Below are 21166 nucleotides of genomic sequence, written 5' to 3'. Positions count from 1 at the left end.
CCGATGGCGGCCATGATGGCGAAATCGAGTCTTATGGAGGCAGGCGCGGCGTGAACATGCTGCCGATCTTGATGCTGGGCGGCGGCGCCATGCTGGTGCTGATCCTGCTCGTCCTCGCGCTGTCCGGCCCCAATGCCGCGCGCGCCGGGACGCGGCGCCTGGGGTCGGTGCGCGACCGCCACATGGTCAGCACGATCGGCGCGACCGCGATGGAAGCGCAGATCCGCCGCATCTCCACGACCCGCGCGACGGGAATGGACCTGGCGGCAACGCGGCTGCTGCCCAACCCGGCCCTGCTGCAAAAGCGGCTGGAGATGACCGGCAAGCCGTGGTCGCTCGGCCAGTACGGGATGGTCAGCGCGGGGCTCACGCTGTTGCCGGCGCTGTTCCTGATGATCGAAGGCGCGCCGATCTGGCTGTCGCTGTTCCTCGGCCTCGCGATCGGGGCCGGCATCCCGCATTTCCTGGTCGGCTTCTTCATCAACCGCCGCATCGCCAAGTTCACGGCCAAGTTCCCCGACGCGATCGAGCTGCTGGTCCGCGGCCTGCGTTCGGGCCTGCCGATCACCGAGACGATCGGCGTGGTCGGCAATGAAGTCGACGGGCCGGTGGGCGAGGAATTCCGATCGGTGTCCGACAAGATGAAGATCGGCCGCACGCTCGACGTAGCGCTGCAGGAAACCGCCGACCGGCTGGGCACGCCCGAATTCCAGTTCTTCACGATCACGATCGCGATCCAGCGCGAAACCGGCGGCAACCTTGCCGAAACCCTGGCGAACCTGGCCGACGTGCTGCGCAAGCGCAGCCAGATGAAGCTCAAGATCAAGGCGATGTCGTCCGAATCAAAGGCGTCGGCGCTGATCGTCGGCGCGCTGCCCTTCATCGTGTTCGGCATGGTCTGGTTCATCAACAACAACTACATGATGAACTTCTTTCAGGATCAGCGGCTGATGGTCGCCGGCGGCGGCGGGCTGATCTGGATGGGCATCGGCGCCTTCATCATGGCCAAGATGGTCAATTTCGAGATCTGATGATGGACCCCGCAACCGGCCCCACGCTGCTCGGCGTCGATGTCACCTTCGTCGCGACGATCCTGTCGGGGGTCGCCGCGTTCGCGGTGCTGTTCGCCCTCTATATGGCGACCACGGTGCGCAACCCGATGGCGAAGCGGGTCAAGGCGCTCAACGAGCGGCGCGAGCAGCTGAAGGCCGGCATCACGGCCTCCACGTCGAAGCGCCGCGCCAAGCTGGTGCAAAAGAACGAGGCGACCGATCGCATCCGCGCGCTGCTACTCTCGCTGAAAGTGTTGCAGGACAGCCAGGTCAAGGTCGCGCAGACCAAGCTGCTCCAGGCGGGTATCCGGCGCAAGGAATGGGCCGTCGCCGTCATTTTCGGCCGGCTGGTGCTGCCGATCGTGATCGGCGGGCCGATGCTGTACCTTGTCTATGGCACCGAAGCCTTTGCCGACTGGACCCCGATCAAGGCCTATGGCCTCGTCGCGGGCAGCTTCATCCTCGCCTACAAGGCGCCCGACATTTATCTGAAGAACAAGATTACCAAGCGCAGCCACGCGATTCGCAAAGGGCTGCCCGACGCGCTCGACCTGCTGGTCATCTGTGCCGAAGCGGGACTGACCGTGGACGCCGCCTTTGCCCGTGTCGCGCGCGAACTGGGCCGCGCCTATCCCGAACTGGGCGAGGAATTCTCGCTGACCGGGATCGAGCTCGGCTTCCTCGCCGAACGCCGCCATGCGTTCGAGAACCTCGCCGCGCGGATCGACCTGGATGCGATCCGCGGCGTGGTAACCACTATGATTCAAACGGAAAAATACGGCACGCCGCTCGCTTCGGCGCTGCGCGTCCTCTCCGCCGAATTCCGCAACGAACGCATGATGCGCGCCGAGGAAAAGGCCGCGCGCCTGCCCGCGATCATGACCGTGCCGCTGATCCTGTTCATCCTGCCGGTGCTGTTCATCGTCATTCTCGGCCCCGCCGCCTGCTCGATCAACGACGCGCTGATCCACTGACGGACAGGCCCGCATTCGGGTAGTGCCCCGCCCCCGCGCGCGATAAACTCCCGTAAAATCGTGGGAAGATGGCGCCATGCAGAACTTGCCGTTCCAGACACCGACCCAGATCGCCGCGCTGGTGCTGACGCTGCTCGCCGGCTGGCTGTTCGGCCTTGCCGGGCGATCCGGCGGACGCAAATGGCGCGAACGCTATCTGGACGAGAAGCGCGCCCATGCCGCGAGCCGCGAGCGGGTGGACGCGGCGCTGGCGGAAGCACAGCAGCGCATCCGCACGCTGGAGGCCGAAAACGCCCGCCTCTCCCACGCCGCACCTGCTGCAATCGAGGGTACGCGATAGGCGCCTATGGTCCCCCTCCCGCAAGCGGGAGGGGTTAGGGGAGGGGCCGCGCTTGCGCGGCGCTTCTTCCACTTCTTGCCCTCCCCCAAACTCGCATGCGGGAGGGGAGCATTTGCGCCCTCTCCCCTACCCCACCGGCCGTAACATGCGCAGGGCCGGCGTGTACTGCTCCACCACTTCGGCCAATGGCACGCCGCGCGCGTCGAGCACCAGCGCGCGATGCCGCAGGATATAGGTTCCCAAGCCCCGCCGGCGGGCGTCGATCAGGCGGCGGTGCGGCACCAGGGGCCGGATCGCCACGCCGAACGGCGTGTCCCCGGCCAACGCCGCGCGCATTTCGGGCGTAAGCCGCGCAGGCACGTACCAATTCTGTGCCATCGACAGCGGCACCCCGTCGCAGGTCAGCGCGACGACGCGGTACGCGACCGGCTCCGCAGGCCATACGCGCAGCCGCCGCCGCTGCGCCGCGCTGGGGCGAACCACCCTGCCCCGGTCCACGATCGCGCGGATCGGCGTGGCGCAGCGCCGCTGGAGCACCGCCGTCGCGCTGGTCGCGGCGCGCAGCTCGGCATCGAGCTGCGCCACCGGATCGGGCTGGACCCATGCCAGCGCCAGCGCGATCACTTCGCCCGCAGCGCCGCCTGTGCCGCCGCCAGCCGCGCGATCGGCACGCGATAGGGCGATGCGGAGACGTAATCGAGCCGCGTCGCTTCGCAGAAGGCGATGCTGGCCGGATCGCCGCCATGTTCGCCGCAAATGCCCAGCTTGATGTCGCTGCGCGTCGCGCGGCCCCGTTCGGCGGCGATGGCGATCAGCTCACCCACGCCGTCCACATCCAGGCTGACGAACGGGTCCTTGGCGTAGATGCCCTTCTCGACATAGGTCGTCAGGAAGCGCGAGGCGTCGTCGCGGCTGACGCCCAGCGTGGTCTGGGTCAGGTCGTTGGTGCCGAAGCTGAAGAACGCGCCGACTTCGGCGATCTCCCCCGCCTTCAGCGCGGCGCGCGGCAGCTCGATCATCGTGCCGACCAGATACTCGACTTCGCGGCCCTTGTCGGCGAACACCGCCTGCGCCGCCTTGTCGACCACGGCCTTCATCAGCTCCAGCTCGCGGCGGGTTGCGACCAGCGGAATCATCACTTCGGGGATCGGCGCGTCGCCCGATTTCTCCGCGACTTCGATCGCCGCCTCGAAAATGGCGCGCGCCTGCATCTCGTAGATTTCGGGATAGGTCACGCCCAGCCGGCAACCGCGATGGCCCAGCATCGGGTTGAACTCGTGCAGCTCCGCCGCGCGGCGCTTGAGCGTCTCGACATCGAGCCCCGCCGCCGCCGCGACTTCGGCGAACTCGGATTCCTCGTGCGGCAGGAATTCGTGCAGCGGCGGATCGAGCAGGCGGATCGTCACCGGCAGCCCGGCCATCACTTCGAAGATCTGGATGAAGTCGCTGCGCTGTTCGGGCAGCAGCTTGTCCAGCGCCGCCCGGCGCCCGGCCTCGTCCGATGCCAGGATCATCTGGCGCACCGCCGTGATCCGCGCCGAATCGAAGAACATATGCTCGGTCCGGCACAGCCCGACGCCCTCGGCGCCGAAATCGCGCGCAGTGCGGCAATCAAGCGGCGTTTCGGCATTGGCGCGCACCTTCAGCCGGCGCACGGCATCCGCCCACGCCATCAGCGTGCCGAAATCGCCCGACAGCTCGGGCAGCACCGTCGGCACCTGCCCCGCCATGACTTCGCCGGTGGTGCCGTCGATCGTCACCATATCGCCTTCGCGCACTTCGCGGCTGCCGACGCGCATCACCTTTTCGCGCGCATCGATCGCGATGCTGCCTGCGCCCGAGACGCAGGGGCGCCCCATGCCGCGCGCGACCACGGCGGCGTGGCTGGTCATGCCGCCCCGGGCGGTCAGGATGCCGCGCGCCGCGTGCATCCCGTGAATATCCTCCGGGCTCGTCTCGACGCGGATCAGGATCACGCTGTCCCCCGCCGCCGCGCGCTTTTCCGCCGTGTCGCTGTCGAACACCGCCAGCCCCGATGCCGCGCCCGGCGATGCCGGCAGCCCCTTGGTCAGCACGTCGCGCGCCGCCTTGGGGTCCAGCGTCGGGTGGAGCAGCTGGTCCAGCGCCTGCGGATCGACGCGCAGGATCGCCTCGTCGCGCGTAATCAGCCCTTCGCTGGCCATGTCCACGGCGATCTTGAGCGCCGCCTTGGCCGTGCGCTTGCCGCTGCGGGTCTGGAGCATCCACAGCTTGCCGCGCTCGACGGTAAACTCGATGTCCTGCATGTCGCGGTAATGCCGCTCGAGCAGGTCGAACACGCGCGCCAGCTCGCCGTACACCTCGGGCATCGCCTCTTCCATCGACGCCGGCTTGGCCCCCGCCGCCTCGCGCGCGGCCTGGGTCAGATACTGCGGCGTGCGGATGCCCGCCACCACGTCCTCGCCCTGTGCGTTGATGAGGAACTCGCCATAATAGGCATTGTCGCCCTTGGCCGGATCGCGGGTGAAGGCCACGCCCGTCGCCGAGGTGTCGCCCATGTTGCCGAACACCATCGCCTGGACGTTGACCGCCGTGCCCCAGTCGCCGGGAATGTCGTTGAGCCGGCGATAGACCTTCGCGCGCTCCGACTGCCACGACCCGAACACCGCGCCGATCGCGCCCCATAGCTGGTCGTGCACGTTCTGCGGGAATTCCTTGCCCCACAGTTCGACGACGATAGCCTTGTATTCCGCGACCAGCGCCTGCCAGTCGGCGGCGCTCAGTTCGGTATCGAGGCTATAGCCGCGATCTTCCTTGGCGATTTCCAGCGCTTCCTCGAATCGGCCATGGTCGAGTTCGAGCACCACGTCCGAATACATCTGGATGAAGCGGCGATAGCTGTCCCACGCGAACCGCGCATCGCCCGATGCCTCGCACAGCCCCAGCACGGTCTGGTCGTTCAGCCCCAGGTTGAGCACCGTGTCCATCATGCCGGGCATCGACACCCGCGCGCCCGAACGGACCGAGACGAGCAGCGGATCGGCGGAGTCGCCAAAGGCCTTGCCGGTGATTCCCTCGATATGGGCGATGCCGTTCGCGACTTCGGCCTTCACGCTTTCGGGGAACGTCTCCCCTTCCTCGTAATAGCGCGTGCACATCGCGGTGGAGATCGTGAAGCCCGGCGGGACCGGGAGCCCGATCGAGGCCATCTCGGCAAGGTTCGCGCCCTTGCCCCCCAACAGATTCTTGTCCCCGGCGCCGCCGTCCGAAACCCCGCCGCCGAAGCGGTACACATAGTGCGTCATTCAATGCCCTTCTGGTCGAAAACGTCCGCCTGGGGAGGCAGGCCGCGCTACCGCAGGCGCGAACTGCGAGAAAGCCGTGATCGCGTTGTCAGGGGAGAAGTTCTGCTTACCCCTCGATTTTCGAAAAGTCCGCCACCTTGTGCACCGCATCGCGCATCCGCGCGAGCAGGCTCAGGCGCATCTCGCGCTTGAACGGATCGGCATCGTTGACGGTCACGTCCGCGAAGAACGTGTCGATCGGCCCGCGCAGCGTGGACAGCGCCGCCATCGCGCCTTCGAAATCCTCCGCCGCGATCGCCGCCTCGGCGCGCGGCTCGGCGGCGTCGAGCGCCTCGGTCAGCGCGGATTCGGCGGGTTCGGCGACATAGATTTCATTGTCCGCGACTTCGCCCGGAACGAACGCCTCCTTCTTGAGGATATTCGCCGCGCGCTTGTACCCGGCGAGCAGGTTCCTGCCGTCCTCGGTCGTCACGAACGCCTGGAGCGCATGGACGCGCGCGAGCAGCCGGACGAGATCGTCCTCGCCGCCGAGCGCAAACACAGCGTCGATCAGGTCGTGGCGAACGCCGGCCTCGCGCTGCTGGACCTTGAGGCGGTCGGCGAAGAAGTCGAGAATATCAACAACCAGAGGCGCCAAATATTCCTCCGATTTGAACTGTCGAATCAAATTAACATCTTCAGAGTCCTTTGCAAAATCCATGCCGAATATAGCCTTGACTATTGCTCGCCTAGATTGGTCAGTAGCATTTTCATCTTCGAACTGCTGAATGAGTTCCTGCGCCTTTTGGACATCATGCTCAAGAATTCGAGATCGAACGTCAAAAGCACTCCAAAGTTGCTTGGCTACGATCCAAAGATGCCAAGCAAGAGCGTCCACCAACGACACGCGCAGTGAATTGTCTGTGACTATTCTGAGAATGCCGAGTGCCGACCTCCTTAGGGCGAAAGGATCTTTAGAACCGGTCGGGCGCTCTTTAATCGCAAAGAAAGTCGCAATCGTATCCAGCTTGTCCGCCAGCGCCACCGCCACCGTCACCGGCGCAGTAGGCACGTCATCCCCCTGCCCGACCGGCTTGTAGTGGTCGCGGATCGCCGCCGCGACCGCCGGGTGCTCGCCCTGCGCGGCAGCGTAATAGCCGCCCATCAGGCCCTGCAGTTCGGGGAACTCGCCGACCATGCCGGTGACGAGGTCCGCCTTGGCAAGCCGCGCTGCGCGCTCGGCGAGGTCGGCCAACTCCTCCCCGGCACGGGGAGGGGGACCATCCGCAGGATGGTGGAGGGGGATCACCGCAGGGGAATCCGCCTGTGGCGCCCCCCCTCCACCATCGGCTGCGCCGACGGTCCCCCTCCCCGTTCCGGGGAGGATTATCCCCTCTTCCACCAGCCACCGCGCCAGCTTCGCCACGCGCTCGACCTTGTCGGCCACGGTGCCCAGCTTTTCGTGGAACACGATCTTGGCCAGCTTTTCGCGCTGGGTATCCAGCGGCACCTTCAGGTCGGTTTCGTAGAAGAACCGCGCATCGCTCAGCCGCGCCGCCAGCACCTTCTGGTTGCCCTCGACGATCTTCTCGCCGCCGTCCGCCGCGTCGATGTTCGCGACGCAGACGAACGCATTCGCCAGCCGCCCCTCGCCGTCGCGGCACACGAAATATTTCTGGTTCACGCGCGCAGTGAGCTGGATCACTTCGGGCGGCACTTCCAGAAACGCTTCGTCGAAACGCCCGAGCAGCGGCACCGGGAATTCGGTCAGCCCGGCATTCTCGAACAACAACCCGTCGTCCTCGATCAGGCTGAGCCCGGCCTTGTTCGCCGCCATCTTGGCGCCCAGCGCGATGATGCCGCGACGCTCGGCCCCGTCGACGATGACATGGCACGCGCGCAGCTTCTCGACATAGTCGCTCGCCGAGCCGATCGTGATCGCGCCCGGATGGTGGAAACGGTGCCCCAGCGTCGCCGCGCCGCTGGTCACGCCCGCCACTTCGACCGGCACGACATCCTCGCCGAACAGCGCGACGATCCCCTGCAACGGCCGCACCCAACGCGGGCTCTCGGTCGACAGCGACGGCGCGCCCCAGCGCATCGCCTTTGGCCAGGGGAAGGCGCGGATCACCGCGGGGATGGCTTCCGCCAGCACCTCGGCGGTCGGGCGACCGGGCTTGTCCACGATCGCAAACAGCACGCCGTCACGCTCGACCAGCTGGTCGGCGCTGAGCCCCGTCTTGCGCAGGAATCCCTCCAGCGCCTGTGGCGGCGCGCCGACGCGGGGCCCCTTGGTCTCCTCGGACACCGACGCCGTCTCGGCTGGCAGCCCGCGCGCGATCAGCGCCAGCCGGCGCGGCGTCGCATAGGTGACCGTCTCGGCGGCCTTGAGCCCCGCCTTGTCCAGCTCGGCGGCGAACAGACGCGCAAGATCCTCGCGCGCCTTTTCCTGCATCCGCGCGGGGATTTCTTCGGAACGGAGTTCGAGAAGGAAGTCGGTCATCACTGATCCTCCCCGGCACGGGGAGGGGGACCATCCGAAGGATGGTGGAGGGGGCGTGCCACCAGCGTCGCGATCGCGGCCGCAGCCTGATCGGCGTCGCGCAATACCTCTAGAGCATTCACGTGCAGTACCTCATATCCATTCTCGCGGAGAAAGGCATCGCGGTGCGCGTCCCGCGCGATCCGCGTGTTCGCGCCATGCACTTCCCCGTCAATCTCGATAACCAATGCTGCCTCGCGGCAGTAAAAATCGACTACATACGGCCCCACCGGGTGCTGACGCCGAAATTTCGCTCCGGCTTTTCCGCCACGCAAGCGTTGCCAGAGCAACACTTCGGGCAGGCTCATTTCGCGGCGGAGGCGCCGCGCACTTTCCACCTCAGGCCGTCGGACCGATGGCGCGCCCCCTCCACCGCGCTGCGCGCGGTCCCCCTCCCCGTGCCGGGGAGGATCAGAAATCATGCCACCCACCCAGGAAAGCGCGCTTCCCATTCGGGGGTCTTGCGTTCGATCCATGCCGCGCACGCGCCTTTCGCCAGATCGCGCACGCGGCCGATATAGGCCTGGCGCTCCGCGACCGAGATCACGCCGCGCGCGTTGAGCAGGTTGAAGATGTGGCTCGCCTCGATCGCCTGTTCATAGGCGGGAATGGCAAGCCCGTTTGCCAGGCAATTCTCGCATTCCGCCGCCGCCTTGCGGAACAGGTCGAACAGCGTGTCGGTGTCCGCGACTTCGAAATTCCATTTCGACATCTGGACTTCGTTCTCGTGGAACACGTCGCCATAGGTCACGCCGGCGTCGTTGAACGCCAGATCGTACACGCTGTCCTTGTTCTGGATATACATCGCCAGCCGTTCGAGGCCGTAGGTCAGCTCGCCCGCCACCGGCTTGCAGTCATAGCCGCCCATCTGCTGGAAATAGGTGAACTGGGTGACTTCCATCCCGTCGCACCACACTTCCCAGCCCAGGCCCCAGGCGCCCAGCGTCGGCGATTCCCAGTCGTCCTCGACAAAACGGATGTCGTGGCGCGTGAAATCGATGCCGATCGCCGCCAGCGAGCCCAGATACAGCTCCTGCAGGTCGCTCGGGCTCGGCTTCAGGATCACCTGATACTGGTAATAATGCTGGAGCCGGTTCGGGTTCTCGCCATAGCGGCCGTCGGTCGGGCGGCGACAGGGCTGGACGAACGCCGCGTTCCACGGCTCCGGCCCCAGCGCGCGCAGCGTCGTTGCGGTGTGAAAGGTGCCGGCGCCCATCCGCATGTCATAGGGCTGGAGGATCAGGCACCCGCGCGCGCTCCAATAGTCATGGAGCCGCAGGATCATGTTCTGGAAGCTGAGCGGTTCGGACACGGATACTTCCCAATGGGGTAACTTTGCCGCCGCTTTGACGCAGCGTGCCCAGAGGGTCAACCATGGCGGCGTTGACAGTGGCGCGGCACCCGCCCCAAGGCAGGGCGATGATCCGCGCCCTACTCCTCGGCCTGTTGCTCGTCCTCGGCGGGTGCAAGGCGCAGCAGCAGCCCGGCACCGAAGCCCATCCCGCCTTGTGGGTAGTGCGCGACGCCGACACGACGATCTATCTGTTCGGCACCGTCCACATGCTGCGCCCCGATGTGCGCTGGTTCGACGATGGCGTGCGCAAGGCGTTCGACGACAGCGGCGAGCTGGTCCTCGAACTCGTCATGCCCACGCCGGAGGCGATGCAGGCGCTGGTCAACGAACTCGGCACTACCGCCAGCGGCCCGACTTTGCCCGAACAGTTGCCCCCCGCCGCTGCGGGCAAGCTGCGCGCCGCGCTGCCCGACCTGGGCATGGCGCCCGACGCGCTCGACCATGCCGAACCCTGGCTGGCCGCGACGCTGCTGTCGTCGATGCCGCTGCGCAAGCTGGGCTATGACGACAAGGACGGCGCCGAACGGGTGCTGAGCGACGCCGCGACCCGCGCGCACAAGCCCGTGATCGGGCTGGAGACCGCGCGCCAGCAGCTTGGCTATTTCGATGCGCTCCCCCTGCCCGCCCAGCGCGCGCTGCTGGTCGACACGCTCGACCAGCTGCCCAAGGCCGGTGCCCAGATCGACGCGATGGTTGCGGCGTGGAGCAGGGGCGATGCCGACGCGCTGGCCCGGCTGATGAACGAGGATCTCGCCGGCGCGCCCGAACTCGCACAGGCGCTGCTGATCAACCGCAACCGCAACTGGGCCGAATGGATTCGGCGGCGGATGGACCGCCCCGGCACGGTGTTCGTCGCCGTCGGCGCGGGGCATCTCGCGGGCAGCGCCAGCGTCCAGACCGAGCTGGCGAAACGCGGACTGAAGGCAGAGCGGATGCAGTACTGACACCGCCCCTCCCCCACCTTGCTCTTTGCCCCCTTCTCGCCTATAGGCCCGCGCTTGTCGTGGCAGGGTCATCCCTGGAGGCTTGCCCGGCGAACGAAACGAAACACTTAGCGCATTGGAATCGACACATGAGCGACACGCTTACGCTGTCGGCCGAAACGCGCGACCGGGCTGGCAAGGGAGCCTCCCGGGCGCTGCGTCGTGAAGGCCGCATCCCCGCCGTCATCTATGGCAACAAGGCAGATCCCGTTGGCATCCACGTCAGCGAGCGTGAACTGCAGAAGCTGCTGAACACCGGCCACTTCTTCAACTCGGTGATCATGGTCAATGGCGAGCGTACGCTGGCCAAGGACGTCGCATTCGACGTCGTCACCGATCGTCCGCTCCACGCCGATTTCCTGCGCATTTCCGAGCACGCGACCGTCACTGTCGAAGTGCCGATCGTGTTCGTCGACGAGGAACTGGCACCGGGCCTGAAGCGCGGTGGCGTGCTCAACATCGTTCGCCACGAGCTGGAACTGGTCGTCGACGCAGCCAGCATCCCCGACCAGATCGAGATTTCGGTCAAGGGTCTGGAAGTCGGCGATTCGCTGCACATCTCGGCCGTGACGCTGCCCAAGGGCGCGACCTCGGCGATCACCGATCGCGATTTCACCATCGCCACCGTGGTCGCTCCGTCGGCGCTGAAGTCCAGCGACGGCGAAGCCGAGGCTGCCGAGGCCGAATAAGCCCGACGCCGAACTTCACGGTTCAAAAAATCGCCTCCGCATCCTAGGTGCGGGGGCGATTTTGTTTTTTACGCCAGTGGAGCACCCTCACCCTTCCCACCGCCTGCGGCGGCGGGCCCCTTCCCTCTCCCATCGGGAGAGGGAAGGAGGCGCGAAGCGCCGGAAGGGTGAGGGCGATCGCTGGGCGTTCTTTTTGGAAGGTAGCCGCGATGCAGCTCTGGGTGGGTCTTGGCAATCCGGGGCCGCAATATGCGATGCACCGGCACAATGTCGGGTTCATGGCGCTGGACGCCATTGCCGAGGTGCACGGCTTTTCCGCGCCCAAGAAGCAGTTCCAGGGCTGGACCCAGGAAGGGCGGATCGGCACCGAGAAGGTGATCCTGCTCAAGCCGGGCACGTTCATGAACGAAAGCGGGCGCGCGGTGCGCGCGGCGATGGACTTCTACAAGCTGACCCCCGCCGACGTCACGGTGTTCCACGACGAACTCGACCTGGTGCCCTTCAAGGTGAAGGTGAAGCAGGGCGGCGGCACGGCGGGGCATAACGGCCTGCGCTCGACCGACAGCCATATCGGGCCGGACTTCCGCCGGGTGCGGCTGGGCATCGGCCATCCGGGGCACAAGGATCGCGTCACCGGCTATGTGCTGGGCAATTACGCCAAGGCCGAGATCGAGCCGCTGACCGACATGCTCGGCGCCGTCGCGGCGGAAGCGCCCCGGCTGGCGGCGGGCGAGGATGCGCGCTTCATGAGCGACGTCGCGGTGCGGCTGCAGGATTGATCCCCGCCACGAAAAAGGGGCCCCGGTTTCCCGGAGCCCCCTTTTAGTGTTCAGGTTGGCGGCGATTACTTCTTGCCAAGGACCACGCCGACCAGACGCTGGTCCGCCGCACCGACGGTGCCCGAACCGGCAAAGGTGATGCCGATTTCCTTGGCCGCCGAGCCGTAGAACGCGCCGGTGAACGGCCCCGACAGCGGGCTGCCGGTCGAGAAGCTGCCTGTGAACACGTTGCTGCCCGAAGCGTAAGCGCCCTGGCCCGTGAAGGTGCCATAGGGAACCGCCGCGCTGCCATCGGCCGGCAGCGTGCTCAGCGCCATCGACAGGCTGACCAGCCCGGTCGCGAAGTTGACCGTGGTGGTGATCGTGCCGCTGACCTTCAGCACCGACGTGGTGCCGCCGGACGTGCTGACCAGCCGGCCGGCGACGCGCGAGGCATAGGAACCGGTGCCGGTGGTCGGCATGTCCGTCGGCACGGTGTTATAGCCGAACAAGGTATAGGTCAGCCGCTTGGCACCCGCCGTCGAATCGCCGCGCCACCATGCGCCGTAGCCGACATTGGTGAACGCAAGGCCAGCGTCGCTGGTGATCTTGGCCTTGACCGTGTTGTTCAGTACTTCGAGTTGCGAGAAATTGCCCGCCAGCGCGCCGGTGGCGGTGCTGGTGGTGCGGAACACGAACTCGGGCACCGTCGTCGCCGGGGCAACGGTCAGATTGGTCTTGGTGAAGCGCGATTCCTCGGTGTTTTCGCGGACTACGGTGATGCTGTTGTCGACCGAAGGTTCGACGTCGAGCGTCAGCTTCACGCGATCCGTGTAGCCCTGGATGCCCGCCACACCCAGCGTCACCGCGCCCGCGGGGTCGCCGGTGTAGGTGGTGCTCGCGACGAACGTGTTGAACTCGGCAGAGGCCGCAAGCGGGAATGCCGTGTAGGTCGGCGACGCAGTCGGCGTCGGCGTCGGAGTGGTCGTCGGCGTCGGCGTCGCGGTGGAGTCCTTGCCGCCCCCGCAGCTCGACAGTGCCATCGTCGCCGCGGCGGCACTCATGATCATGTGACGGCGAATCATTCCCAACTCCTCGTAAACCCGGATGCCAAAAGGCTTTGTGCCCCTGTACCCCAGATGAACGGTCTCTCGTCAAGCGACGATAGCCAGAAGCCGCGCCGGCTTCGCGATCCAATAGGGCAGTTTAAGGACGCACTCACGCGCAGAATCCCGCAAATGATCCCCGAATTGCGCTGCCGGCTGGAAAGATCGCCACTTTGCGCGTAATCGGGCGCGCAATCGAGCCGGACCTCCGGCGCTTCTTTACAGGATCAGATCACTCATGGGTTTCCGCTGCGGTATTGTGGGCCTGCCCAATGTCGGCAAGTCCACGCTCTTCAACGCCCTGACCGAGACGGCGGCGGCGCAGGCGGCCAATTATCCGTTCTGCACGATCGAGCCGAACGTCGGCAACGTCGCGGTGCCCGATCCCCGGCTGCAAAAGCTCGCCGAGATCGCAGGGTCGCAGAAGATCATCGAGACGCAGCTCGGCTTCGTCGACATCGCCGGGCTGGTGCGCGGCGCGAGCAAGGGCGAAGGGCTGGGCAACCAGTTCCTCGGCAACATCCGCGAGGTGGACGCGGTGGTCCACGTCCTGCGCTGCTTCGAGAATGACGACATCCAGCATGTCGACAACCGCGTCGATCCGATTGCCGATGCCGAGACGGTCGAGACCGAGCTGATGCTCTCCGACCTGGAATCGCTGGAAAAGCGCGTTCCCAATTTCGTCAAGAAAGCCGCGCAGGGCGACAAGGAAGCCAAGGTCGCCGCATCGGTGCTGGGCCAGACGCTCGATCTGCTGCGCGAAGGCAAGCCCGCGCGGCTGACCGTGCCCAAGGACGCAGACGAAGCCCGCGTGTTCGCCCAGGCGCAGCTGCTGACCGGCAAGCCCGTACTGTACGTCTGCAACGTCAACGAAGAGGACGCCGCCAACGGCAACGCGCTGTCGGCCAAGGTTTTCGAAAAGGCGAAGGCAGAAGGCGCGGAGGCCGTGGTCGTCTCCGCCGCGATCGAGGCCGAGATCGCGACGATGCCGGTCGAGGAACGCGCCGAATTCCTGAGCGAACTCGGCCTTGAGGAAACCGGCCTCGCCCGCGTCATCACCGCCGGGTACAAGCTGCTGCACCTCATCACCTTCTTCACCGTCGGGCCAAAGGAAGCCCGCGCCTGGACCGTGCACCAGGGCGCCTCTGCGCCCGAGGCCGCCGGCGAGATCCATAGCGATTTCGAAAAGGGCTTCATCCGGGCCGAGACGATCGCCTTTGCCGATTTCGTCGCGCTGGGCGGCGAATCCCGCGCCCGCGAAGCCGGCAAGCTCCGCGCCGAAGGCAAGGCCTATATCGTCAACGACGGCGACGTGATGCACTTCCTGCATAGCTGAGCCGAATGCGCATTGCCGCTGGCAACCCGTGCCGGCGGCACCTACAAAGAGACGTAATGCTGGTCCGCCTGCTCCTTGCCCTGCTGATCGCGCTGCTGCCGCTTCCTGCGGCGGCGGCGCCGGCATGCCATGCGGAGACGCCGGCCAGCACTGCCACCGCGCATCACGGCCATGCGGGCAAGCAGGAGGACGCCCCCGCCCGACAGGCACCCGCCGAGCATCTGTGCGTCGGCTGCGTCGCGCCTGCCACGGCCCGTGCGCCCTGGATCGCGCCGCCACTCGCCTTCGCCCCCGCACTGGTCGGGCGCGGGCAGCTGATGGGCGTGCCGCGCGCCGCCGGCCCGCCGCTGACACCCCCGCCCCGCTCCGCAGCGTGAACCCCGTGCGCGTCCTTCGCGCACCGTTCCCACGCTTTCGGAGAATTTCCATGCAGCATTTCCTGCTCGCCGCGACGGTCGCGGCGACACTCGTTGCGGCACCCGCCGCCGCGCAAGACCACGCAACGCACGACCAACAGACCCCGCCCCCCGCGCCCGCCCCGGAGACGCCGGCGATGGACCATGGCCACCACCACATGCCCGGCATGGACATGGGGACGCCTGACTCCGCCACGCACGCGCCGCCCGCCAATGCCGGCCCCGGCACCGGCACCTCGCTGGTCCCCGCCGCCGAGGGCGGGATGCGGGGCATCCACCTGACGACGGGCGACTGGATGGTGATGGCGCACGGCTTCGCGATGCTCGGCTATACCGACCAGGGCGGCCCGCGCGGCGACGATGCGGCGTTCACCAGCTCGATGGCAATGCTCTCCGCCTCGCGCACCTTCGACAGCGGCGTCGCGCTGCGCTTCAGCAGCATGTTCAGCCTCGATCCCGTCAACGGCAAGCGCGGCTATCCCAACCTGTTCGGCACCGGAGAGACCGCCAACGGCCTGCCGCTGGTCGATCGCCAGCACCCGCACGACTTCTTCATGGAGCTGGCCGCGCGCGTCGACGTGCCGCTGGCGCGGGGCGTGACCGGATTTGTCTATGGCGGGCCGGTGGCCGAGCCAGCGCTGGGCCCGTCCGCGTTCATGCACCGCCGCTCGGCGCGCTATCTGCCGCTGTCGCCGATCACCCACCACTGGTTCGACAGCAGCCACGTCACCTTCGGCGTGGTGACCGCCGGCGTCGCGACCGGCACGGTCCAGCTCGAAGGATCGGCGTTCCGGGGCCGCGAGCCCGACGAGCAGCGCTGGGACATCGAGACGCCCCGCCTCGACAGCTGGAGCCTGCGCGCCACCTTCACGCCCTCTCCCAACTGGGCGTTCCAGGTCAGCCATGGCCGGCTGGAAAGTCCCGAAAGCACGCACATAGGCGAGGACGAACGCCGCACCACTGCCAGCGCGCAGTACGCACGCGGCGGCTTTTCGGCGATGCTCGCCTTCGCCGCCAAGGATCGGGTGCCCGGACAGACGCTCACCGCCTGGCTCGGCGAGGCGAACTGGGACCTGACCCGCCACCACAGCATCTTCGGGCGCGTCGAGAATGTCGCCAATGACGAGCTGTTCCCCGATCACGCCAGCCCGCTCCACGACCGGGCGTTCCGCGTGACGCGGTTCGAGGGCGGCTATGCGTATCGCATCCCGCTGGCGCGCGACACCGAACTGGCACTGGGCGGCACGCTGGCCACCTATGTCAAGCCGGCGATCCTCGATGCGGCCTATGGCAAGGCGCCGCTGAGCTACACCGTCTTCGCGCGGCTGGCACTGGGGCAGTAACGGACTTTATCCCGTCACGATCGAGTGGCAGGGGCTGCGGCATGCGCTGGTATTCCAAGATCGCCGCCGCGGCCCTTGCCGCGATTCTCCAGGCCTGCGCGACGGCCCCCGCCCTCGCCCCGCAAGCCGCCGCGCCCGCAGCCGAGGCGCGCGCGCCCGTCACGATCCTGGTGTCGATCGACGGGTTCCGCGCCGATTATCTGGATCGCGGCGTCACGCCCACGCTGTCGCGCCTCGCGGCCGAAGGGGCGAGCGGGCCGATGCACCCCAGCTTCCCGTCCAAGACCTATCCCAATCACTGGACGCTGGTCACCGGACTGCGCCCCGACCGACACGGCATCATTGCCAACCGCATGGAGGACCCTGCCCGTCCCGGCGAAGTCTTCACCATGGCGACCGACGATCCCTTCTGGTGGAATGCCGCCGATCCGATCTGGGTCGATGCGGAGGCGGCGGGCATCCGCACCGCCACGATGTTCTGGCCCGGATCGAATGTCGCGATCGGCGGGGCCAAGGCCGCAAAGGGCTGGGAAATCGTTGGCGGCCACCGGCCCGAGGACTGGAGCCAGTTCAACCAGGCGATCAATGGCGACCAGCGCGTCAACGGCATCCTAGACTGGCTGCGCCGCCCTTCCGCGATCCGGCCCCGGTTCCTGACGCTCTATTTCGACACGGTGGACACCGCCGGCCATGATTTCGGGCCGGACGATCCCCGCATCAACACCGCCGTCGCCGGCGTCGATCGCCAGATCGCCGCGCTGGTCGATGGGCTCGCCGCGCTGCACCAGCCAGCCAACCTCGTCATCGTCGCCGATCACGGCATGGCCGCGACCAGCAGTGACCGGACGGTGGACCTTGGCACGCTGCTCGACAAGGACGACTACCATCTGGTCGAGGCGAGCACCTTCCTGGCCCTGTCCCCCGCGCCCGGCAAGGACGCGGTGGTGGCAAAGGCGCTGCTGCGTCCGCACCCGCACATGCAATGCTGGCGCAAGGAGGCGATCCCCGCCCGCTTCCACTATGGGGCCAATCCGCGCGTCTCGCCTTTCTTCTGCTTGATGGAAACCGGGTGGCTGATCACCGGCAAGGGCCGGACGGAGACGTTTGCGGGCGGCAATCACGGCTATGACGACCAGGCGCCGGAGATGCTGGCGCTGTTCATCGCGCACGGCCCCGCATTCCGCCCCGCACGGCTGGCGCCGTTCGATAATGTCGATGTGTATCCGCTGCTCCGCGACCTGCTGGGGTTGCCCGCGAAGCCGGGGGTGGATGGCAACGACGCGCCGTTTCGCGCGGCGCTGCGCCGATAGCGCTTGCCAACGACCCGTTTTCATCCGAAACTTAATCCATGCGCTATCTGGAAGACATGCAGGTCGGCGATCGGGCCAGCTTCGGCAACTACGCGGTGACGCGGGAGGAAGTGCTGGAGTTTGCCCGTAAATACGATCCCCAGCCCTTCCACCTATCCGACGATGCGGCGGCGCAGACCCATTTCGGGCGGCTGGCGGCGAGCGGCTGGCACACCTGTTCGATGACGATGGCGATGCTGGTCGCGCATATGAAGGACAGCCCCCAGGCGAGCCTGGGCGCCGCCGGGGTCGACGACCTGCGCTGGCTAAAGCCCGTCTATCCGGGCGACACGCTGCGCTGTGAAACCGAAGTGCTGGAAATCACGCCCTCCCGCAGCCGCCCCGACATGGGCAGCGTGCTGAGCCAGACGATGACGTTCAACCAGCAGGACGAGCCGGTACTGCGCTTCGTGGGCCGGGTACTGGTGCGCCGCCGGCCGGAATAGCCGGCCGCCCCCTATCGCGGGCGGCGGAAGTCGCGCCAGTTGCTGCGCCAGCCGCGCCGGTCGCCGCGCCAGCCCGAGCGCCGCCCTTCCCAATAGCCGCGCTGGCCATCGTTCCAGCGGTGGCGATGCCGCTGCCGGTCGTACACGTACACGCCGGTGCCGGGATAATAATAGTCGCCGTACCAGCCCCAATAGGGATCGCCCCAGGCGGCGTTGTAGCTGGTGCGGACGCCGCCATAGCCATAGCCGTCGTTGACGCACCCCGAGAGCGCGACGGCCCCCGCGAGCGCGGCGACGCCGGTGGCGTGTTTCAAAAGCAGGTGCATCGGTTCTGGCTCCTCATCGGGGAGCGCAGGCGGTGCGGCACGCTACCTGCGCCCCGCCCTATCTATCGAACCCGTCGCGGCCCGAATGGGTTCCGCGCACCGCCTCAATGCCCCTCGAACGCGACCAGCGTCGTCACGACGGGCACGCCATCGCCGCGCAGTGCATCCGCACCGCCCAGTTCGGGCAAGTCGATGACGAAGGCGGCCTGCACGACCTGCGCCCCCGCCTTGTGCACCAGCCGCACTGCCGCACGGGCCGTGCCGCCCGTCGCGATCAGGTCGTCCACCAGCAGCACGCGCGCGCCCGGTGCCACGGCGTCGGCATGGATGGCGATGCGATCGGTGCCATATTCCAGCGCATAGTCCTCGGCGATCGTCGCGCCGGGCAGCTTGCCGTCCTTGCGGATCAGCAACAGCCCCACCCCCAGCTTCATCGCTAGCGCCGCGCCGAAGATAAAGCCGCGCGCGTCGATCCCCGCGACGAGGTCCACCGGCCCCGCCACCTGCGCCGCCATCCCCTCGACCGACAGCCGCAACCCTTCGGGATCGAGCAGCAGCGTGGTGATGTCGCGGAACTGGATGCCGGGCTTCGGGAAATCGGGGATGGTGCGGATGCGCCGGGCGATTTCGGCGGGGTCGATCGAGTCAGCCATGGACGGGTCTCACAAAAAGAAACGGAGCCGGACGCGCCGACTCCGCTGGAAAGAAAATCGGCTCCGAACCCTGGGGTCCGGAGCCGATCGAAACATGGATCAGTGCTTCACGCCCCGCCATACCGTCAGATACGCGCCATAGGCGAGCACGGTGGCGAAGAGCAGGAACAGCACAACGGCAAGCCCCGCCTGGTGGCGCGTCTGCATCGTCGGCTCCGCCGTCCACACCAGGAACGCGGACACGTCCTTGGCCATCTGGTCCACCGTCGCACGCGTGCCGTCCGAATAGGCGACCTGATCGTCGGCGGTCAGCGGCGGCGGCATCGCGATGTTCAGGTTCGCGAAATAGGGGTTGTAGTGCGACCCCTCAGGCGTCTTGGCGCCGGGGAACTTGGCGATCTCTTCCGGCGTCTGCTCGGCATAGCCGGTCAGCAGCGAATAGACATAGGCCGCGCCGCCATGCCGCGCCTTGGTGATCAGCGTCAGGTCGGGCGGGACGCCGGTGGCGGGATAATAGACCTTGGGGAAGCGGTCCGACGGAATGTTGTCACGCTCGCCCCAGGTGCCGGCCTTTTCGTCGAACACCGGCTGCTTGATCGGCCAGTCCTTGGCGATCTTCTTCACTTCGGCCTCGGTATAGCCGAGCCCGGTCAGCTCGCGGAACGACGCGAGATGCAGCGAATGGCAGCTGGCGCAGACCTTTTCATAGACCAGGAAGCCACGCTGCAGCTGCGCCGGGTCGAACTTGCCGAACGGCCCGTCCGACGAAAGCGCCAGATCCTTGGGATGCTTGTGGAGTTCCTCCTCCGCAGTCTTCTGCGGCGGTTCCTTGATGAGGGACGTGATGGTGCCGATCAGCGCCAGGAACAGCACGCCGATAAAGGCGAGGCCGATCAGGAACTTGATCGAACGAGTGAACAGCGAAGCCATTGGTTCAAATCCCCCTTACGCGCTCAACGCCGTTTCGGTCATTCGCGAACCGCCATGCTTCGCCAGCACCGCCTCGGTGATCGAGTTGGGCAGCGGCTTGGGCGTTTCCAGGCGCGAGATGATCGGAACGATGATCAGGAAGTGCGCGAAATAATAGGCTGCGGTGATCTGGCTGGTGATCACGATAGCCGGCGTTGCCGCCGATCCGCCGCAATAGCCCAGCACCAGCACGTCCAGCACCAGCACCCAGAACGCGATGCGATACATCGGCCGGTAATTGGCCGAGCGGACCGGCGAGCGATCGAGCAGGGGCAGGAAGAACAGCAGCAGGATCGACCCGAACATCGCCAGCACGCCCCACAGCTTGGCCGGGATGATGAAGTCCGCGGTGAACGCGCGCAGGATCGCGTAGAACGGCCAGAAATACCATTCGGGGACGATGTGCGCCGGGGTCGAGAGCGGGTTCGCCGGGATATAATTGTCCGGGTGGCCCAGATAGTCCGGGAAGAAGAAGATCAGCGACGCGAAAATGATCATGAACACGCCGACCCCGAAGCCGTCCTTGGCCGTGTAATAGGGGTGGAACGGCACGGTATCCTGCTCGCCCTTCACTTCCACACCGGTCGGGTTCGACGAACCCGGGATGTGCAGCGCCCAGATGTGCAGGATGATGACGCCCAGGATCACGAACGGCAGCAGATAGTGGAGCGAGAAGAAGCGGTTCAGCGCGGCGTCGTCCGGCGCATAGCCGCCGAGCAGCCACACGCGGATCCAGTCGCCCACCACCGGAATGGCGGAGAAGAAGCCGGTGATGACCTGCGCGCCCCAGAAGCTCATCTGCCCCCAGGGGAGCACATAGCCCATGAACGCGGTTGCCATCATCAGCAGGAAGATCAGCACGCCGAGCAGCCACACCATCTCGCGCGGCGCCTTGTACGATCCGTAATAGAGGCCGCGGAACATGTGGATGTACACCACGGTCAGGAACATGCTGGCGCCATTGGCGTGCGCGAAACGCAGGAACCAGCCCGCGTTCACGTCGCGCATGATGCCGACGTTCACCGAATCGAACGCACCGGCGGCGCTGGAGTGGAAATGCATCGCCAGGACGATGCCGGTGATGATCTGCACCATCAACGCCACCCCGGCGAGGATGCCGAAGTTCCAGAAATAGTTGAGGTTGCGCGGGACGGGATAGCCGCCGCCGATCGCGCCATAGACGAAACGCGGGAGCGGCAGGCGGCTGTCCACCCACTGCATCACCGGATTTTTCGGCTCGTATTGCTTGGCCCAGGGAAAGCTCATG

General features: G+C 66.7%; 21 protein-coding genes. 11 read left to right on the top strand and 10 right to left on the bottom strand.

Annotated features, from left to right (window positions below; translation table 11 throughout):
• The first annotated feature begins 50 nt into the window (after positions 1 to 50).
• From ACG3SL_RS02690 to ACG3SL_RS02680, 3 genes are all read left to right on the top strand, one after another.
• On the top strand, positions 51 to 1031 hold the full coding sequence (locus ACG3SL_RS02690) for a type II secretion system F family protein (protein ID WP_448663598.1): 981 nt from the start codon (positions 51 to 53) through the stop codon (positions 1029 to 1031).
• A 2-nt stretch (positions 1032 to 1033) separates the two neighbouring features.
• Complete coding sequence (locus ACG3SL_RS02685; protein WP_448665228.1) at positions 1034 to 2026, top strand: type II secretion system F family protein; 993 nt, start codon at positions 1034 to 1036, stop codon at positions 2024 to 2026.
• Between the two features lie 76 nt (positions 2027 to 2102).
• Positions 2103 to 2366, top strand: coding sequence for a hypothetical protein (locus tag ACG3SL_RS02680; protein WP_448663597.1), 264 nt, complete (start codon positions 2103 to 2105; stop codon positions 2364 to 2366).
• Between the two features lie 126 nt (positions 2367 to 2492).
• Here the strand turns inward: ACG3SL_RS02680 and ACG3SL_RS02675 are convergent, their stop codons facing one another.
• The 5 genes from ACG3SL_RS02675 to ACG3SL_RS02655 all read right to left on the bottom strand — a co-directional run bounded on the left by ACG3SL_RS02675 (position 2493) and on the right by ACG3SL_RS02655 (position 9456).
• Positions 2493 to 2990: a chorismate--pyruvate lyase family protein gene (locus tag ACG3SL_RS02675; protein ID WP_448663596.1), complete on the bottom strand. Its 498-nt coding sequence runs from the start codon at positions 2988 to 2990 to the stop codon at positions 2493 to 2495.
• Entirely contained in the window at positions 2987 to 5650 is a 2664-nt protein-coding gene (gene ppdK / locus ACG3SL_RS02670) for a pyruvate, phosphate dikinase (protein ID WP_448663595.1), read from the bottom strand. The genes ACG3SL_RS02675 and ppdK overlap by 4 nt, the downstream gene beginning before the upstream one ends.
• Before the next feature lie 106 nt (positions 5651 to 5756).
• A complete protein-coding gene (glyS, locus tag ACG3SL_RS02665; protein WP_448663594.1) occupies positions 5757 to 8132 on the bottom strand; it encodes a glycine--tRNA ligase subunit beta in 2376 nt (791 codons plus the stop codon).
• Positions 8132 to 8593, bottom strand: coding sequence for an endonuclease domain-containing protein (locus ACG3SL_RS02660; RefSeq protein ID WP_448663593.1), 462 nt, complete (start codon positions 8591 to 8593; stop codon positions 8132 to 8134). Before ACG3SL_RS02660 ends, glyS begins: the two co-directional genes overlap by 1 nt.
• Positions 8590 to 9456, bottom strand: coding sequence for a glycine--tRNA ligase subunit alpha (locus tag ACG3SL_RS02655; RefSeq protein WP_448665227.1), 867 nt, complete (start codon positions 9454 to 9456; stop codon positions 8590 to 8592). The genes ACG3SL_RS02660 and ACG3SL_RS02655 overlap by 4 nt, the downstream gene beginning before the upstream one ends.
• Before the next feature lie 134 nt (positions 9457 to 9590).
• Here ACG3SL_RS02655 and ACG3SL_RS02650 point away from each other — a divergent pair, with 134 nt between their 5' ends.
• From ACG3SL_RS02650 to pth, 3 genes are all read left to right on the top strand, one after another.
• The gene (locus tag ACG3SL_RS02650) at positions 9591 to 10469 is read left to right on the top strand and encodes a TraB/GumN family protein (protein WP_448663592.1); all 879 of its coding nucleotides are present in this window, start codon (positions 9591 to 9593) and stop codon (positions 10467 to 10469) included.
• A 128-nt stretch (positions 10470 to 10597) separates the two neighbouring features.
• The gene (locus tag ACG3SL_RS02645; RefSeq protein WP_448663591.1) at positions 10598 to 11197 is read left to right on the top strand and encodes a 50S ribosomal protein L25/general stress protein Ctc; all 600 of its coding nucleotides are present in this window, start codon (positions 10598 to 10600) and stop codon (positions 11195 to 11197) included.
• A 209-nt stretch (positions 11198 to 11406) separates the two neighbouring features.
• Positions 11407 to 11976: an aminoacyl-tRNA hydrolase gene (gene pth / locus ACG3SL_RS02640; protein ID WP_448663590.1), complete on the top strand. Its 570-nt coding sequence runs from the start codon at positions 11407 to 11409 to the stop codon at positions 11974 to 11976.
• A gap of 65 nt (positions 11977 to 12041) precedes the next feature.
• On the opposite strand, the gene ACG3SL_RS02635 is transcribed toward pth, so the two are convergent.
• The gene (locus ACG3SL_RS02635; RefSeq protein ID WP_448663589.1) at positions 12042 to 13040 is read right to left on the bottom strand and encodes a transferrin-binding protein-like solute binding protein; all 999 of its coding nucleotides are present in this window, start codon (positions 13038 to 13040) and stop codon (positions 12042 to 12044) included.
• Between the two features lie 259 nt (positions 13041 to 13299).
• On the opposite strand from ACG3SL_RS02635, the gene ychF reads away from it, so the two are divergent.
• From ychF to ACG3SL_RS02610, 5 genes are read left to right on the top strand one after another with little or no spacing between them, the layout of a single operon-like run.
• Complete coding sequence (gene ychF, locus ACG3SL_RS02630; protein ID WP_448663588.1) at positions 13300 to 14397, top strand: redox-regulated ATPase YchF; 1098 nt, start codon at positions 13300 to 13302, stop codon at positions 14395 to 14397.
• Positions 14398 to 14453: 56 nt separating this feature from the next.
• Positions 14454 to 14774, top strand: coding sequence for a hypothetical protein (locus ACG3SL_RS02625; RefSeq protein WP_448663587.1), 321 nt, complete (start codon positions 14454 to 14456; stop codon positions 14772 to 14774).
• Between the two features lie 50 nt (positions 14775 to 14824).
• Positions 14825 to 16156 (top strand): hypothetical protein, encoded by a 1332-nt coding sequence (locus ACG3SL_RS02620; RefSeq protein ID WP_448663586.1) that lies wholly within the window; start codon positions 14825 to 14827, stop codon positions 16154 to 16156.
• 41 nt (positions 16157 to 16197) lie between these two features.
• Positions 16198 to 17466, top strand: coding sequence for an alkaline phosphatase family protein (locus ACG3SL_RS02615; protein WP_448663585.1), 1269 nt, complete (start codon positions 16198 to 16200; stop codon positions 17464 to 17466).
• 38 nt (positions 17467 to 17504) lie between these two features.
• The gene (locus ACG3SL_RS02610) at positions 17505 to 17951 is read left to right on the top strand and encodes a MaoC family dehydratase (protein ID WP_448663584.1); all 447 of its coding nucleotides are present in this window, start codon (positions 17505 to 17507) and stop codon (positions 17949 to 17951) included.
• Positions 17952 to 17962: 11 nt separating this feature from the next.
• On the opposite strand, the gene ACG3SL_RS02605 is transcribed toward ACG3SL_RS02610, so the two are convergent.
• From ACG3SL_RS02605 to ACG3SL_RS02590, 4 genes are all read right to left on the bottom strand, one after another.
• Positions 17963 to 18277 carry a hypothetical protein gene (locus ACG3SL_RS02605; protein WP_448663583.1) on the bottom strand — a complete coding sequence of 105 codons (315 nt, stop codon included), beginning with the start codon at positions 18275 to 18277 and terminating at the stop codon, positions 17963 to 17965.
• A gap of 104 nt (positions 18278 to 18381) precedes the next feature.
• Complete coding sequence (locus ACG3SL_RS02600; RefSeq protein WP_448663582.1) at positions 18382 to 18930, bottom strand: adenine phosphoribosyltransferase; 549 nt, start codon at positions 18928 to 18930, stop codon at positions 18382 to 18384.
• Between the two features lie 99 nt (positions 18931 to 19029).
• Positions 19030 to 19860 carry a cytochrome c1 gene (locus ACG3SL_RS02595; protein ID WP_448663581.1) on the bottom strand — a complete coding sequence of 277 codons (831 nt, stop codon included), beginning with the start codon at positions 19858 to 19860 and terminating at the stop codon, positions 19030 to 19032.
• Between the two features lie 15 nt (positions 19861 to 19875).
• Positions 19876 to 21165: a cytochrome b gene (locus ACG3SL_RS02590; protein ID WP_448663580.1), complete on the bottom strand. Its 1290-nt coding sequence runs from the start codon at positions 21163 to 21165 to the stop codon at positions 19876 to 19878.
• Position 21166 lies beyond the last annotated feature (1 nt).

It is taken from the genome of Sphingomonas degradans (assembly GCF_053502645.1).
This window is presented reverse-complemented; position numbering and strand designations above follow the sequence as displayed.